Here is a 13,800-nt window from a genome sequence, read left to right as displayed (position 1 = left end):
GGAATCGTTCTTGGGTATTTTGACAACCCTGCTGGCCTTCATCATTGCCATCAGTATCCTGGTGACCTTTCACGAGGCCGGGCACTTTTTCGTTGCCCGCTCCCTCGGTGTACGCATCTTACGCTTCAGCGTCGGCTTTGGACCGGCAATCTGGCAACGTAGCTTCGGCAAGGACGCGACAGAATTTCGCTTGGCGGCCATTCCCTTCGGCGGTTATGTGAAGATGCTCGAAGAAAATCCCGAGGAAACGCTGCCGCCGGCAGACCGGGGGCGAGCCTTCAATACCCTCGCACCCGGAAAGCGGATACTGATTGCCGTAGCGGGACCAGGGGCCAATTTTTTACTTGCCATTCTGCTGTATGCGCTGGTCGGCACGATCGGCATTCCGGGTATTGCGCCAATTATCGGGAGTATTGATCCCCATGGCTTTGTCGCGCAACACAGCCGCCTGCAGATCGGTGATCGTATTGTCCAGATCAATGGCGCGCAGATCCATGATTGGCAAGATTTTCGTCAGCATCTGCTGACCGCTGCGGTCAACCAGCAGCCAGCGCAAATCATGCTGCGGGATGCTTCTGGGCGCGCTGGGCAGGTCGAGCTACCCCTGCAAAAACTGCCGGCAGACAGTGTGGGTAGCGGATTTCTCACGGAGGTGCTAGGGCTGGGTCCCTATTTACCTCCAGTGGTGGGGTCGGTCATGCCCCATAGCCCGGCTGCTCGTCTCGGTCTGCGCGCGGGCGACAAAATCACTGCGGTGGCTGGGCACAAGACATTCAGCTGGCAGGAAGTGGCGCAAAGAATCGAGGCGGAACCCGCCAAAGCAGTGCGGATCGAATGGCAGGATCCAGAGGGACAAGTGCATGGCGGCGAGGTCTCCCTGCAGACTGTGCTTGCTCGGGGCAAGACGGAGGGTTATCTGGGCATCACTTTGGCAGCTTTGCCAAAATCACTCATCGTACAGCACCGTCGTGATCCGCTTGCCGCCATGGCGTATGGGGCACGGCAGACCTGGACGGTCACCAGCCTGTCTATGGAGATGATCTGGCGAATGATTCAGGGTGCCGTGTCAACGAACAACATCAGTGGACCGATCGGAATTGCCGAGGTTGCCGGGCAGACCTTCGCCGCGGGCTTCACCCCATATCTGAGTTTCCTTGCCTTGCTAAGTGTCAGTCTCGGGGTCATCAATCTTTTTCCGTTGCCCATCTTTGACGGTGGCCATGTCGTCTTTGCCGTTGCCGAACTCCTGCGGGGTCGCCCCCTGCCTCCCGAATGGATGCAAAAAGCACAGATGATCGGTATAGTGCTGATCCTGATGCTTCTATTCCTCGCCCTGTACAACGACATAGTGAGAATGTTGAAACCGTGAAGAAAATGCGCCTTTCACCCCGAACTACCCGGGCCTTGACCCTGTCCGCAGCGGTGTTCTGTGCCTCCGCCTTCGTCCCCGCCTGGGCGTTTACCCCATTTACCGTGCACAATATCGAGATCCAAGGATTACAACATATTACGCCGGGGACGGTGTATAACTACCTGCCAATCCACATCGGCGAATCGGTTGACGATGCCCTGGCACAAAAGGCGGTGCAGGACCTCTACTCTACCGGTTTCTTTCGGGATGTCAGTATTGCGCGTTCCGGCGATGATTTGGTCGTCGTGGTCAAGGAACGTCCCATCATCGCCAGCATCGAGACCAAAGGGATCAAGGCCTTTTCCAAGGATGAAGTGGAGTCCACACTGAAAGGAATCGGGCTCGAAGTGCGGCATATCTTCAACCAGGCAACCCTCGATCAGGTGGTCCAGGGACTGCAACAACAGTACGAGGGGATGGGATATTACGATGCGAAAATCACGCCGCACGTAGAGACCCTGCCGCGCAATCGCGTGGCGATCCAGATCGATGTCGAGCAGGGGCAGCAGGCGACCATCAAGCAGGTCAACATCATTGGCAACCATGCCTTCAGCGAAAATCGTTTGCGCGGCCTCTTCTCCATCGGTGCGCCGGATGCCTTCTCCTTTTTCAGCAAGAACGACCGATACTCGCAGGAGAAATTTTCCAAGAGTCTGGAAAAACTGAACAATTTTTATCTCGACCATGGATATCTGAATTTTGCCATCGAATCGTCGCAGGTGCAGATTACGCCGAACCGTCGCTTCGTCTATCTTACGGTCAATGTTCACGAAGGTGACGTTTACCATATTAGCAAGGTAGATCTGACGGGTGATCTCATTCTGCCGCGTAGCAAGCTGGAAAAACTGATAGAAATTCATCCCGGTGAACGTTTTTCCAAGGCAAATATTTTGGCAACCAACAAAGCCATTGCCGATGAACTGGGTAATTATGGTTACGCCTTTGCCAACACCACACCAGTGCCTACCGTCGATCCAAAGACCCACGAAGTGGCCCTGAATTTCCAGGTGGATCCCGGGCACCGGGTCTATATCCGGCGCATCGACATCAGTAACAACAATCGTAGCATGGATTATGTGGTGCGGCGGCAGTTCCGACAGATGGAAGGTTCGCTCTACAATCGCAGTCTGATCGATCGTTCCAAATTGCGTCTGGAACAGACCGGATTCTACCAAAATGTTACCACCAAGACTGTGCCGGTGCCTGGACATCCGGACCAGCTGGATCTGGATGTTGCCGTGGATGAGCGGCCAACGGGTTCTTTCAGTGTGGGGGTAGGCTACTCCAATGCCCAAGGATTCCTCTTCAACGGGTCCATCACCCAGAAAAACTTTATGGGTACCGGTAATGCCCTGTCTTTTTCGGCTAACGTCGGCGGCCTCGGCAGCGCGTTCAATCTGTCCTATACCAATCCGTATTTTACTCCGGATGGCATCAGTTTAGGCTTTAACGTATTCCGCAACGATACCAATCTCTCCACGCTGGCAGTGGCGCCCTACCAAGAAGTGGATCTGGGCGGTGCCGTCACCCTGGGAATCCCGGTGCTGGAGTACGTCTATGACTATATGTCTTTGGGTTTTACGCATACCAATATCACGCTGGATACCAGCAATCCGATCCCTCTGTATCAGAATTATATAGACAATTATGGAAATTCGACGAATTCTTTTACCTTGGGCAATCAATTGGAGTACAACACCACCAACTCGCCAATTTTCCCCACCAAGGGTTTGTACACTAGCCTCGATCTGAAGGCAGCGGTACCGCCGGGGAACCTCCGCTGGTACAAGGCCGAAGTGAAGGCCAACTATTACCATCCCTTTACCTCTTGGCTGAGCGGTGGCCTGGGGATGCGCTACGGCTTCATCAACAGTTTTTCCGGCAAGCCAGTACCGTTCTTCAATAATTTCTATCTTGGCGGTCCTTTGACGCTTCCAGGGTATCAGACCTACGCCGTGGGCCCGCAGATCGATGGCTACCCAGTGGGCGGTACCCGCGAACTTCTCCTCGACGCCAATCTGTATTTTCCGCTGCCGGGTCTGGAAGACAACAAGAATTTTCGTCTGAACGCCTTCGTCGCCAGTGGTTGGGTATATGGTGTAAACGCAGTGAACGATGGAAGTACCACGAATTACGCTTATTCAAACAGCTATTTTCCAAGTCTTGGCGAGATGCGCACCACGGCGGGCATCGGGCTACTCTGGATCAGCCCGCTCGGACCGTTGCGTCTGTCCGTGGCGATTCCTTTGGATAAGAAGCCGGGTGATCTTACCCAGCCGCTACAGTTTACTGTGGGTAACGCCTTCTGATGTTCCGTCGTTGGTGGCTGAGCGGCTGTATCGTCTTGGGCTGCGGTATTCTCGCCGCGCCCTGGGCGCTGGCGGATGCACCAAAGATCGGTTTTGTCGATCTGGACAAGGCTTTGCGCGAGTTGCCGGAGGCGCAGGTCGGCGCCAAGGCCCTCAATTCGCTCATTGCCGAGAAGGAAAAGGCGATCGAACAAAAACAACAACAGATCGTTGCCGCGCAGAAGAGTTTGGAGGAAGACTTTCCAAAGCTCAATAATACAGAGCGGCAGAAGCGCGAGGCACAATTGCAGGGAATGGTCCTCGATTTGCAAAAACTACGACAATCAGCCCAAGATCAGGTAAATCTGCAACGCAACCAAATCCTCGAAAATATCCAGGCACGCTTGGTTCGGGTGGTCTCAGAGATTGGCAAAAAAGGCCATTACACACTGATTTTGAATGACAAGTCGGTTCTCTACGTCAGCGGCGCAATCGATCTGACGCATCAGGTGGTGGCCGCCATGGAGAAGCCAAAAGCCGGGGGGCAAAAATGAGTGCCCCGGCGCGGGTAGTCTACACCCTGCAAGAGCTGGCTGTGGCCCTTGGCTTGCCCTATCGTGGGGATGCAGCCCTGCAATTTCGCGCCATGGCGCCCTTGTCCTCTGCGCAGGAAGATGAACTCAGCTTTTTGCAGGACAGCAAATATCTACCACTACTGGCACAGACCCGCGCCGGGGCACTGATTCTTTCTCCAGAACATGCAGAACAATACGATGGCGCAGCCATCTGGAGTGAAAATCCCTATGCGAGTTTTGCGCAGGCAATGCAGTTCCTGTATCCAGAGAAAGCGTTGACGCCTTGGCGCTCCCCGGATGCGCGGATCGCCGCAGATGCCGATGTGGACCCCAGTGCCCGCGTCGAGGATTTTGTCCAGATCGGCTCCGGAGCGAAAATTGGTCCTGGGGTGTGGCTGGAAAGTGGGGTAGTCATCGGGCCTGGGGTGGAAATTGGCGCTGCTTGCCACTTGTATCCCGGTGTCAAGGTCCTTGCCGAGTCGCGCATCGCCGAGCATTGCATCATCCACAGTAATGCTGTGATCGGGGCTGATGGCTTCGGTTTTGCACAAACCGAGGCGGGCTACGAAAAAATCCCCCAGGTCGGACGGGTGATTCTTGGCGCACGGGTAGAGATTGGTGCCAACACCTGTATCGACCGTGGTGCCCTGGCTGACACGATCCTCGGGGACGGAGTGAAAATCGACAATCTGGTGCAGATCGGCCACAACGTCGTCATCGGCGCGGACACGGTGATTGCCGGACAGACCGGGATTGCTGGCAGCACTCGGATTGGATGCCGCTGCCGCATCGGCGGCCAGGTCGGCTTTGCCGGTCACCTCAACATTGCCGATGGTACCGTGATTGCCGGACAAAGCGCCATCACGCATGACATTCGGCAAGCTGGCGTCTATTCTGGGGTGATCCCCGCCCAGGATGCGCGGACTTGGCGACGTACCATTGCGCAGCTCAACCGTCTCGATGGCATTCTGCGACGCTTGCGCGGTGCGGCCAAGGCAGCGCACGATTCTTCTTCTACTTAGGAGTCTTCATGGAAGGTTTTGATATTCATCAGATCCTGCGTCGATTGCCGCATCGCTATCCCTTTCTCCTCGTTGATCGAATTTTGCAGATCGAGATTGGCAAGAGTCTGCGCGCGGCCAAGAACGTGACCATGAACGAACCGCATTTTCAGGGCCATTTCCCCGATTTTCCGGTGATGCCTGGGGTTTTGATCATCGAGTCTCTGGCCCAGGCCGCGGCCATTCTGGCCTTCGTTTCCGAGGACAAATATGGGGAGAACGCCGCAGTATACTTCGCTGGCATCGACAAAGCGCGCTTTCGCAAGCCAGTGACTCCTGGTGATCAACTGATTCTTTCTGCCGAGGTCGCTCGACGCAAATCGGGGTTGTGGCAGATGGAGACGGTGGCAACAGTAGACGGTACGGAAGTCGCGTCGGCATTACTGATGGCAACCCTACGCGAGCGTGAGGCATGAAAGCGCAGATCGACGCACGGGCGGCGGTCGACCCTGCTGCAAAGATCGGTGACGGCTGTATCATTGGAGCGTTTGCGGTCATCGGCCCAGAAGTGGAAATCGGCGAAGGCTGTCGGGTGGACGCCCACGCGCTCGTGCAAGGGTCCACGCGGATCGGCCCGCGTAACCAGATCTTTCCCTTCGCTTCCATCGGTACGGCACCCCAGGATCTTGGCTATCGCGGAGAAGATACCCGGCTGGAGATCGGTTCCGACAATACGTTTCGAGAGTTCGTCACCATCAATCGCGGTACCGTGAAGGGCGGTGGGGTGACGCGGATCGGTTCTCAGAACCTGTTTATGGCGTATTGCCATGTGGCACATGACTGCCAGATCGGAGATCGGGTGGTGATGGCCAATGCTGCGACTCTGGCGGGCCATGTCATCGTGGAGGACGACGCCATCCTCGGTGGTCTGTCCGCGGTGCACCAGTTTGCGCGCGTCGGTGCGCACGCCATCCTCGGCGGTGGCACCATGGCGCCGCTGGACATCCCGCCGTACATGATGGCCGCGGGTAACCATGCGCAATTACACGGGATCAACGTGCGCGGTCTGAGCCGGCGGGGCTTCAGCAAAGAACAGGTGCACACCCTGAAACGCGCGTACCGTCTGCTTTTTCGTTCCGGCAAGCTACTGGAGGAGGCCATGGAGGAACTGCTGCGCGAAGGCCCCGACATCCCTGAGATTACACGGTTGCTCGATTTTATTCGCAGTAGCAAGCGGGGGATTACGCGGCCGTGAAAGAGCTACGAACAGCCGTCGTCGGGGTAGGGCACCTGGGACGCTTCCATGCGCAAAAATATGCCCGAGTTTCGCAGTTGCAAGGGGTCTATGACACCGATGGCGAGCGGGCACAAAGCGTCGCGCAAGAGCTCGGTTGTCGCGCATTTTCTGATCTGGGGGAGTTGTTGGCCGCGGTCGATGCCATCTCCATTGTCACGCCAACACTGCAGCACCACGCCGTTGCGCGGGAGGCAATCGCTTGCGGGGTCCATTGCCTGGTGGAAAAGCCCTTTACCTTCACCCTCGCCGAAGCAGACGACTTGCTTCGCCTGGCGGATGCGCAGGGAGTGATCCTGGCGGTGGGGCAAATCGAGCGCGCTCAGGTGGTCATGCAGTACCTGCGGGAACAAAAGCTCCCCGCGCCCCGCTATATCGAGGCCGAGCGTCTGGCGCCATTCAAGCCGCGCTCTCTCGATGTCGATGTGATCATGGACTTGATGATCCATGATCTCGATCTGGTCCTGATGCTTACGGCTGCCGAGCCGCAGGAAATGCGCGCGGTGGGTGTCGCCGCCGTCACCGAACAGGCCGACATGGCCAATGCTTGGGTGACCCTGAGCAATGGCAGTGTGGCCAATCTTGCCGCCTCGCGGGTGGTGCGGGAAGCGGTGCGGCGCATGCGCCTTTTCTGGCCAGATCGCTATGCCTCGGTGGATTTTCTGCAAAACCGCCTGACCTTTTACCGCCGCGGTGCCGGGCAGGTACCGGGCATTCCGGGGGTGGTCGAGGACGTGGTTGATCTGCAGCCGCGCGATGCCCTGGAAAGTGAAATCTCGGCCTTTCTCGCTGCCGTCTCCGGCCAGGGAATGCCGCTGTGCACGGGCCACGAAGGACGCGCCGCACTCGCCGCAGCCCTTGCCGTCCGGCAGTCGGTCAGTGACTTTTTGTCGGCCTCCGCCGACTCGTATTCGTAGAGGAAGAACAGGTAATGGAACAACAAATCCCTATGGTCGATCTACGCGCCCATTTCGCACCCTTGCGGGAGGAGATCCTTGCCGGGATCGGGGAGATACTCGATCAGGCAGGATTTATCCTGGGCGCGCACGGGCGTGGCCTCGAGGCGGAGCTGGCGCAATATCTCGGTGTTGCGCATGGCGTCGGTTGTGCTTCGGGTACCGATGCCCTGCTGCTGGCCCTGCGTGCCCTGGACATCGGTCCCGGCGATGAGGTCATTGTCCCCACCTTTACCTTCATCGCCACGGCCGAGGCGGTACGCTACGTTGGCGCGACCCCGGTATTTGCCGATGTCGATCCCGACTATTTCTGCGTGACGGCGGCAGGTATCGCGCCGCTGATCACACCCCGCACCCGCGCCATCATCCCGGTGCACCTCTATGGTCAAGCCGCGCCCATGCCCGAGCTTCTGCAACTCGCGGAACAACACGGCATTCTGGTGATCGAGGATATGGCCCAAGCCATCGGCGCACGCCTGCATGGCCAACGTGTCGGTAGTTTTGCGCAGCTCGCCTGTGTGTCTTTTTTCCCCAGCAAAAACCTGGGTGGGGCAGGGGACGGGGGGATGGTCTTCACCAACGACGAAGCCCTGGCAACCCGTCTGCGCGGCCTGCGTAACCATGGCTCCTGGCGGACCTATGAACACGAGGTCCTGGGCTACAACAGCCGCCTCGATGAGATTCAGGCCCTGATCTTGCGTAAACTCTTCCAGCGCATCGATGCCTACAATGCCGGGCGACAACAGGCTGCCAGCCTCTACGATGCCGCTTTGCAGGACTTGCCCCTGCAGATCCCCGCGCGCCGGGCCGGCGCTGAGCATGTATTTCACCAATATACCCTTCAGATCGCAGATCGTGACGCCCTGCGTACCCGTCTGCATGCCGAGGGCATTGCCTGCGGCGTGTACTATCCCATCCCTTGCCACCAGCAGCAGGCCTTTGCCGATCTGCCGCCGAGCCATTGCCCGGTAGCCGAGAGCCTGAAAGACAGGGTTCTGTCCCTGCCGATGTTTCCTGAACTGAGCGCTGCGCAAGTGGAGCGCATTGCCGGGGTGATACGCGCACATCTGCACGGCGAATGAACAAAACCTTCGTCATTGCGGTCGAGCGTTCCGGAGAAAGCCTGGGCCTCGATCTTCTGACGCGTTGTCGGGCGGCGGGGATCGAAATGCAGTGGGAGGGCGTGGTTGGCAGCCGTCTGCAGGCTGCCGGCGTGCGCAATATCGCGGATGGCGAAGTGCTGGGGGTGATGGGCCTGGTGGAGGTACTGCGCCATTACGGCAAGCTGCGGCGGCTGTTCCGGCAGGTTCGCGACTACCTGCAACGCGAACGTCCGGATGCGGTACTGCTGATCGATCACCCCGCCTTCAATCTGCGCGTCGCCCGGGAGGCCAAGCGCCTGGGCATCCGTGTGCTCTATGTGGTCGGTCCACAAATCTGGGCCTGGCGGCAGGGACGCATCCGGCAGATTCGTGAGCGCATCGACGAAATCTTTCTGCTCTTTCCCTTCGAGCGCCCTCTCTACGCAGAGGCAGGAATCCCTGCGCAGCTGCTGCCCCATCCCCTGCTGGCGCAGACGGCGACAGCGCCAGGCAAAGAAGTGGCACGACAACAGTTGGCTCTGGCGGATGGTCCGATTCTGGCCCTGTTACCCGGCAGCCGGCGTAGCGAGCTGCAGCGACTTGCCGCGCCGATGGCACAGGCGGCGCTACTGTGGCAACAGGCGCATCCCGACTGGCAGATCGTCGTCGCCCTGGCGCGCGAGGAGCTACGCCTGCCGTGGCGGGAGCAGGCTGGGCCGCTAGCAGCAGGTCAGATTCAGGAGGTCTGTGGACAGAGTACGGAGCTGCTCGCGGCGGCCGATCGCGTCTTGGTGGCATCAGGCACGGCAACCCTGGAAACCGCACTGCTCGGTCGTCCCGCCATCGTTCTCTACGCCATGCAGCCGCTGACCTTCGCCATTGCCAAACGCCTGGTTCGCGTACCGCATATCGCCCTGCCCAACATCCTCCTGCAGCGTCGGGTATACCCCGAGCTCCTGCAGTCCGAGATCACCCCCGAGCGGGTGGTGCAGGAACTGGAAAAGCTGCCGGTTGCGGAGCAGGAGCAAGCCCTGAAGCCCCTGCGCGGGTTGCTGCAGGGAGACGATAGCGACAGCATCGCCGCGGCCTTGCGGCGCACTCTTTTGGGTCAGGAATGATGGAGCATAGGGGTGGCGACGTCGCCGGCGTTGATGAGGCGGGCAGGGGACCATTGGCGGGACCAGTGATGGTCGCGGCGGTGATCCTGGCCCGACCGATAGCGGGTCTGCGAGACTCGAAAAAGCTGCGTCCTCCCCAAAGAGAACGTCTGGCGCAGCAGATCCGTGCCGAGGCGCGTGCCTGGGCGATCGCTTCCGCTGGCACTTGGGAGATCGAGCGGCACAATGTTCTCGTGGCCACTTTGCAGGCCATGGATCGCGCCCTGCGCGCGCTCCCGATTCGACCACGACACATCGTCGTGGACGGCAACCGTGTCTTGCCGCAGTGGCAGGCGGAGGCTATGGTAGGAGGTGATGATCGCGTGGATGCCATCGCTGCCGCCAGTATCCTCGCCAAGGTAGCACGGGACCGGGAGATGGCCTTGTTGGACCGCCAGTATCCTCTCTATGGATTCAGCCGCCATCAGGCCTATGGTACTGCGGCGCATCTGGAGGCGCTGCGACGTTTTGGTGTTACCCCCATCCATCGCCGCAGCTTTGCGCCGGTGGCGCGGATACTGGAAGAGAGACAATGAGCACGGATTTTGTCCATCTGCACGTGCACTCGGAATATTCCCTTGAAGACGGGATCATCCCCGTCAAAAAACTGGTGCAACGCTGCGCCGAACAAGGCATGCCAGCGGTCGCCATCACCGATCACGGTAATCTCTTTGCCCTGGTGAAGTTTTACAATGCCGCCCGCGCCCAGGGCATCAAGCCAATCATCGGTGCAGAACTCTGGTTGCAAGGCGAGGGCGCGGAGAGCGGCAGCAGTCTGCTGCTGCTGTGTCGCAATGGCGATGGCTTTCGTGCTCTGAGTCATCTGCTCAGCCGGGCATTTCTCGAGGGCTTGCAGGATGGCAAGGCGCGGATCCAGCGCTCCTGGCTGGAGCACGAGGATCGCACTGGCCTGATTGCCCTATCGGCGGCCGGGCAGGGGGAGATCGGGCAAGTTCTGCTGCGCGATCCGCTGCGCGCGCGAGCGCTTGCCCGGCAGTATCAGGAACTCTTCCCCGATGCCTTTTATCTCGAAATCCAGCGTAATGAGGAGGCGGAGCAGGAGGCCTTGAACGAGGCCACGGTGGCCCTGGCCCTGGAACTGGACTTGCCGCTGGTTGCCAGCAATAACGCCCATTTTCTCGACGCCGAAGACTTCCCCGCCTTCGACGCTCGGCAGTGTATCGCCGCTGGATACACCCTCGCCGATGAGCGTCGCCCCCGCCGCTTTACGCCGGAGCATCGCCTGCCCAGCGCCGCGGAGATGCTGGCACGCTTTGCCGACCTCCCTGAGGCCTGCGCCAATACGGTAGAAATTGCCCAGCGTTGCAATCTGACCCTGACCCTAGGCCAATATACCCTGCCGGATTTTCCCACTCCCGATGGCAGTCCCATCGAGGTCTACTTCCGCAAGGCGGCAGAGCAGGGGCTGGCAGAGCGCTTGCAGGGCCTGGGTATCCCTGATGCGGAGGCCTTGCCCTATCGCGAGCGGCTGTTGCGCGAGGTCGATGTCATCCTGCAGATGGGCTTCCCCGGCTATTTTCTCATTGTTGCCGACTTCATCCAGTGGGCCAAGGATCACGGCGTTCCCGTGGGTCCCGGACGTGGCTCCGGAGCCGGCTCCCTGGTCGCCTATGCCTTGCGGATCACCGATCTTGATCCCATTGCCAATGCCCTCCTGTTCGAGCGCTTTCTCAACCCGGAACGGGTCTCCATGCCCGATTTTGACGTCGATTTCTGCATGGACCAGCGCGACCGTGTCATCCAGTACGTTGCCGAAAAATATGGCCGTGACCGGGTAGGGCAGATCATCACCTTCGGTACCATGAAGGCGCGGGCGGTGGTACGCGACGTGGGCCGGGTGCTCAATCTGCCCTATGGTTTTGTCGACCAGCTCGCCAAGCTGGTGCCCGGCGATCTCGGTATGACCCTGGCCAAGGCGCTGGAAGAGTCCGAAGAATTGCGACGTCGGCAGCAGGAAGAAGACGATGTGCGCGAGCTGCTGGACATCGCCCTGCGCCTGGAGGGACTGCCGCGCCATGCCTCCACCCATGCCGGTGGCGTGGTGATCTCCCCCGAACCCCTGGCTGACCGACTGCCACTGTTTACCGACGGCTCGGAGGGCGGTGGCAACGTCACTCAGCTGGACAAGGACGATGTCGAGAAAATGGGGCTGGTGAAGTTCGACTTTCTGGGGCTGCGGACCCTGACCATCATCGACATTGCCCTGCGCGGTATCAACGCCGAGCGCAGGGCGGCAGGGCAGGAACCCCTGGATATTGCCAAGCTGCCCCTCGATGATGCCGCCACCTTCACCCAACTCAAATCCACTGATACGGTGGCGGTGTTTCAGCTCGAATCCTCGGGCATGCGTGATCTGATCCGCCGCCTGCAACCCGACAATTTCGAGGATATCGTCGCGCTGGTGGCCCTGTTCCGGCCCGGACCCTTGCAATCCGGCATGGTCGATGACTTCATCGCGCGTAAACACGGCAAGGCCAAGGTTGTCTATCCGCATCCACTGCTCGAGCCGATCCTCAAGGAAACCTATGGGGTAATCGTGTATCAGGAACAGGTGATGCAGTGCGCCCAGGTACTGGCGAACTATTCCCTCGGTGGTGCGGATCTGCTGCGCCGCGCCATGGGCAAAAAGAAGCCGGAAGAAATGGCCAAGCAGCGCGAAATCTTTCTGGCGGGAGCGGCGAAAAATGGCATCGATGTGCATCAGGCGACCGCAATCTTCGATCTGATGGAAAAGTTCGCTGAGTATGGCTTCAACAAGTCGCACTCGGCCGCCTATGCCCTGGTTTCCTACCAGACCGCTTATCTGAAGGCCCATTATCCGCGTCACTTCATGGCCGCCGTATTGACCGCCGACATGGATCATACCGACAAGGTGGTGGCAATGATCAGCGAATGCGGGCGGATGGGGATGAGCATCTTGCCACCCTGCATACAACGCAGTGAGCTCGCATTTCGACCCGAGGGCGACGGGTTGCGCTATGGTCTGGGGGCCATCAAGGGCTTGGGTCGGGGCGCCGTGGAGGCCATTGTCGAGGCGCGCCGCGAGGCAGGGGAGTTTCAGGATTTCTATGATTTTTTGTGCCGTCTCGATGGGCAGCGGGTCAATCGCCGTAGTCTCGAGGCCTTGATCAAGGCCGGAGCTTTGGATGCCTTTGGCGTGCCACGGGCGCAATTGCTGGCCTCTCTGGACCGCTTTCTCGAGGCGGCGCAACAGCAGCAGCGTCAGGAAGCCAGCGCGCAATGCAGCCTTTTCGATAGTGAAAGTCAGGGGCAGCGAGCGAGTCCGGCATTGGTATCCGTAGAGATCGATGATCGCGATCATCTGGCCGGCGAACGGGAGGTCCTCGGCTTCTATCTGAGTGATCATCCGCTGCGGGTCGTCCGCACCGACTTGCAGGCGCTTGGCGTGCAGGAGATCGGTCGGATTGTCATTGGCGAGCCGGTCTTCGTTGCGGGTATGCCGGTGTCCCGGCGCAACATGCGCACCAAGCGCGGTGATCGCATGCTCTTTCTCACCCTGGAAGACGAAAGCGGGCGCGCCGAGGCGGTGGTATTTGCGGAAACCTGGCGGCAGTTCAATGGCCAGATTGCCGACGATGAGCCGTTGCTGCTTTTGGCGGAGGCCAGCGAAGACAGCTACTCAGGAGGCCTGCGACTGACCGCCCAGCGCCTGCTGCGCTGGGAAGAAGCTCAGCTTGCCTTGGCACGCCTCCTGGTATTGCACATCGACGCGTCGCCACTCAACATTGCGCAACTGCAAGAATTGCTGCTAGCGCATCCCGGCGACTGCCTGGTGCGCATCGCACTGACCGTTGCCGATGGGCAGGCGCGGGCCATTCTCGATTGCCCGCAAGGAATCTCTGCCAGCAGCGAATTTCGCGCCGCACTCGATGCCCTGCTCGACCGCGATCGGCAAGAGTGGCAATATGGCCCGCCAATGAATCTGCTAGCCAATGTTGTCTCTCTGCGCGACGAGCGACAGCGGCGCCAGCGCTCAGCCTGACAAGGAGAACGG

General features: G+C 59.4%; 11 protein-coding genes. All 11 read left to right on the top strand.

The annotated features are described in order from the left end of the window. Positions 1-10: 10 nt before the first annotated feature. From rseP to dnaE, 11 genes are read left to right on the top strand one after another with little or no spacing between them, the layout of a single operon-like run. Positions 11-1,369 (top strand): RIP metalloprotease RseP, encoded by a 1,359-nt coding sequence (gene rseP / locus MQE22_RS07385; RefSeq protein ID WP_215871083.1) that lies wholly within the window; start codon positions 11-13, stop codon positions 1,367-1,369. 5 nt (positions 1,370-1,374) lie between these two features. Beyond that, positions 1,375-3,720: an outer membrane protein assembly factor BamA gene (gene bamA / locus MQE22_RS07380; protein ID WP_215871180.1), complete on the top strand. Its 2,346-nt coding sequence runs from the start codon at positions 1,375-1,377 to the stop codon at positions 3,718-3,720. Further along, positions 3,720-4,253, top strand: a complete 534-nt coding sequence (locus MQE22_RS07375) for an OmpH/Skp family outer membrane protein (RefSeq protein WP_215871084.1) — start codon at positions 3,720-3,722, stop codon at positions 4,251-4,253. Before bamA ends, MQE22_RS07375 begins: the two co-directional genes overlap by 1 nt. After that, a complete protein-coding gene (lpxD, locus tag MQE22_RS07370; RefSeq protein WP_215871085.1) occupies positions 4,250-5,296 on the top strand; it encodes a UDP-3-O-(3-hydroxymyristoyl)glucosamine N-acyltransferase in 1,047 nt (348 codons plus the stop codon). Before MQE22_RS07375 ends, lpxD begins: the two co-directional genes overlap by 4 nt. A gap of 8 nt (positions 5,297-5,304) precedes the next feature. After that, the gene (fabZ, locus tag MQE22_RS07365) at positions 5,305-5,751 is read left to right on the top strand and encodes a 3-hydroxyacyl-ACP dehydratase FabZ (RefSeq protein ID WP_215871086.1); all 447 of its coding nucleotides are present in this window, start codon (positions 5,305-5,307) and stop codon (positions 5,749-5,751) included. Then, complete coding sequence (gene lpxA / locus MQE22_RS07360; RefSeq protein ID WP_215871087.1) at positions 5,748-6,530, top strand: acyl-ACP--UDP-N-acetylglucosamine O-acyltransferase; 783 nt, start codon at positions 5,748-5,750, stop codon at positions 6,528-6,530. Before fabZ ends, lpxA begins: the two co-directional genes overlap by 4 nt. Next, the gene (locus MQE22_RS07355) at positions 6,527-7,486 is read left to right on the top strand and encodes a Gfo/Idh/MocA family protein (RefSeq protein ID WP_215871088.1); all 960 of its coding nucleotides are present in this window, start codon (positions 6,527-6,529) and stop codon (positions 7,484-7,486) included. Before lpxA ends, MQE22_RS07355 begins: the two co-directional genes overlap by 4 nt. 14 nt (positions 7,487-7,500) lie before the next feature. Then, entirely contained in the window at positions 7,501-8,607 is a 1,107-nt protein-coding gene (locus tag MQE22_RS07350; protein WP_215871089.1) for a DegT/DnrJ/EryC1/StrS family aminotransferase, read from the top strand. Continuing rightward, complete coding sequence (gene lpxB, locus MQE22_RS07345) at positions 8,604-9,725, top strand: lipid-A-disaccharide synthase (RefSeq protein ID WP_215871090.1); 1,122 nt, start codon at positions 8,604-8,606, stop codon at positions 9,723-9,725. The genes MQE22_RS07350 and lpxB overlap by 4 nt, the downstream gene beginning before the upstream one ends. Next, a complete protein-coding gene (locus MQE22_RS07340) occupies positions 9,722-10,300 on the top strand; it encodes a ribonuclease HII (RefSeq protein ID WP_226827044.1) in 579 nt (192 codons plus the stop codon). The genes lpxB and MQE22_RS07340 overlap by 4 nt, the downstream gene beginning before the upstream one ends. Then, entirely contained in the window at positions 10,297-13,788 is a 3,492-nt protein-coding gene (dnaE, locus tag MQE22_RS07335; RefSeq protein WP_215871091.1) for a DNA polymerase III subunit alpha, read from the top strand. The genes MQE22_RS07340 and dnaE overlap by 4 nt, the downstream gene beginning before the upstream one ends. Positions 13,789-13,800 lie beyond the last annotated feature (12 nt).

The sequence above is a fragment of the Acidithiobacillus sp. YTS05 genome, from assembly GCF_024396695.1.
In the GTDB taxonomy this organism is placed as follows: Bacteria; Pseudomonadota; Gammaproteobacteria; order Acidithiobacillales; family Acidithiobacillaceae; genus Igneacidithiobacillus; species Igneacidithiobacillus copahuensis.
Note: the sequence above shows the minus strand (reverse complement) of the source record. Positions and strands in the feature narration are given on the sequence as shown.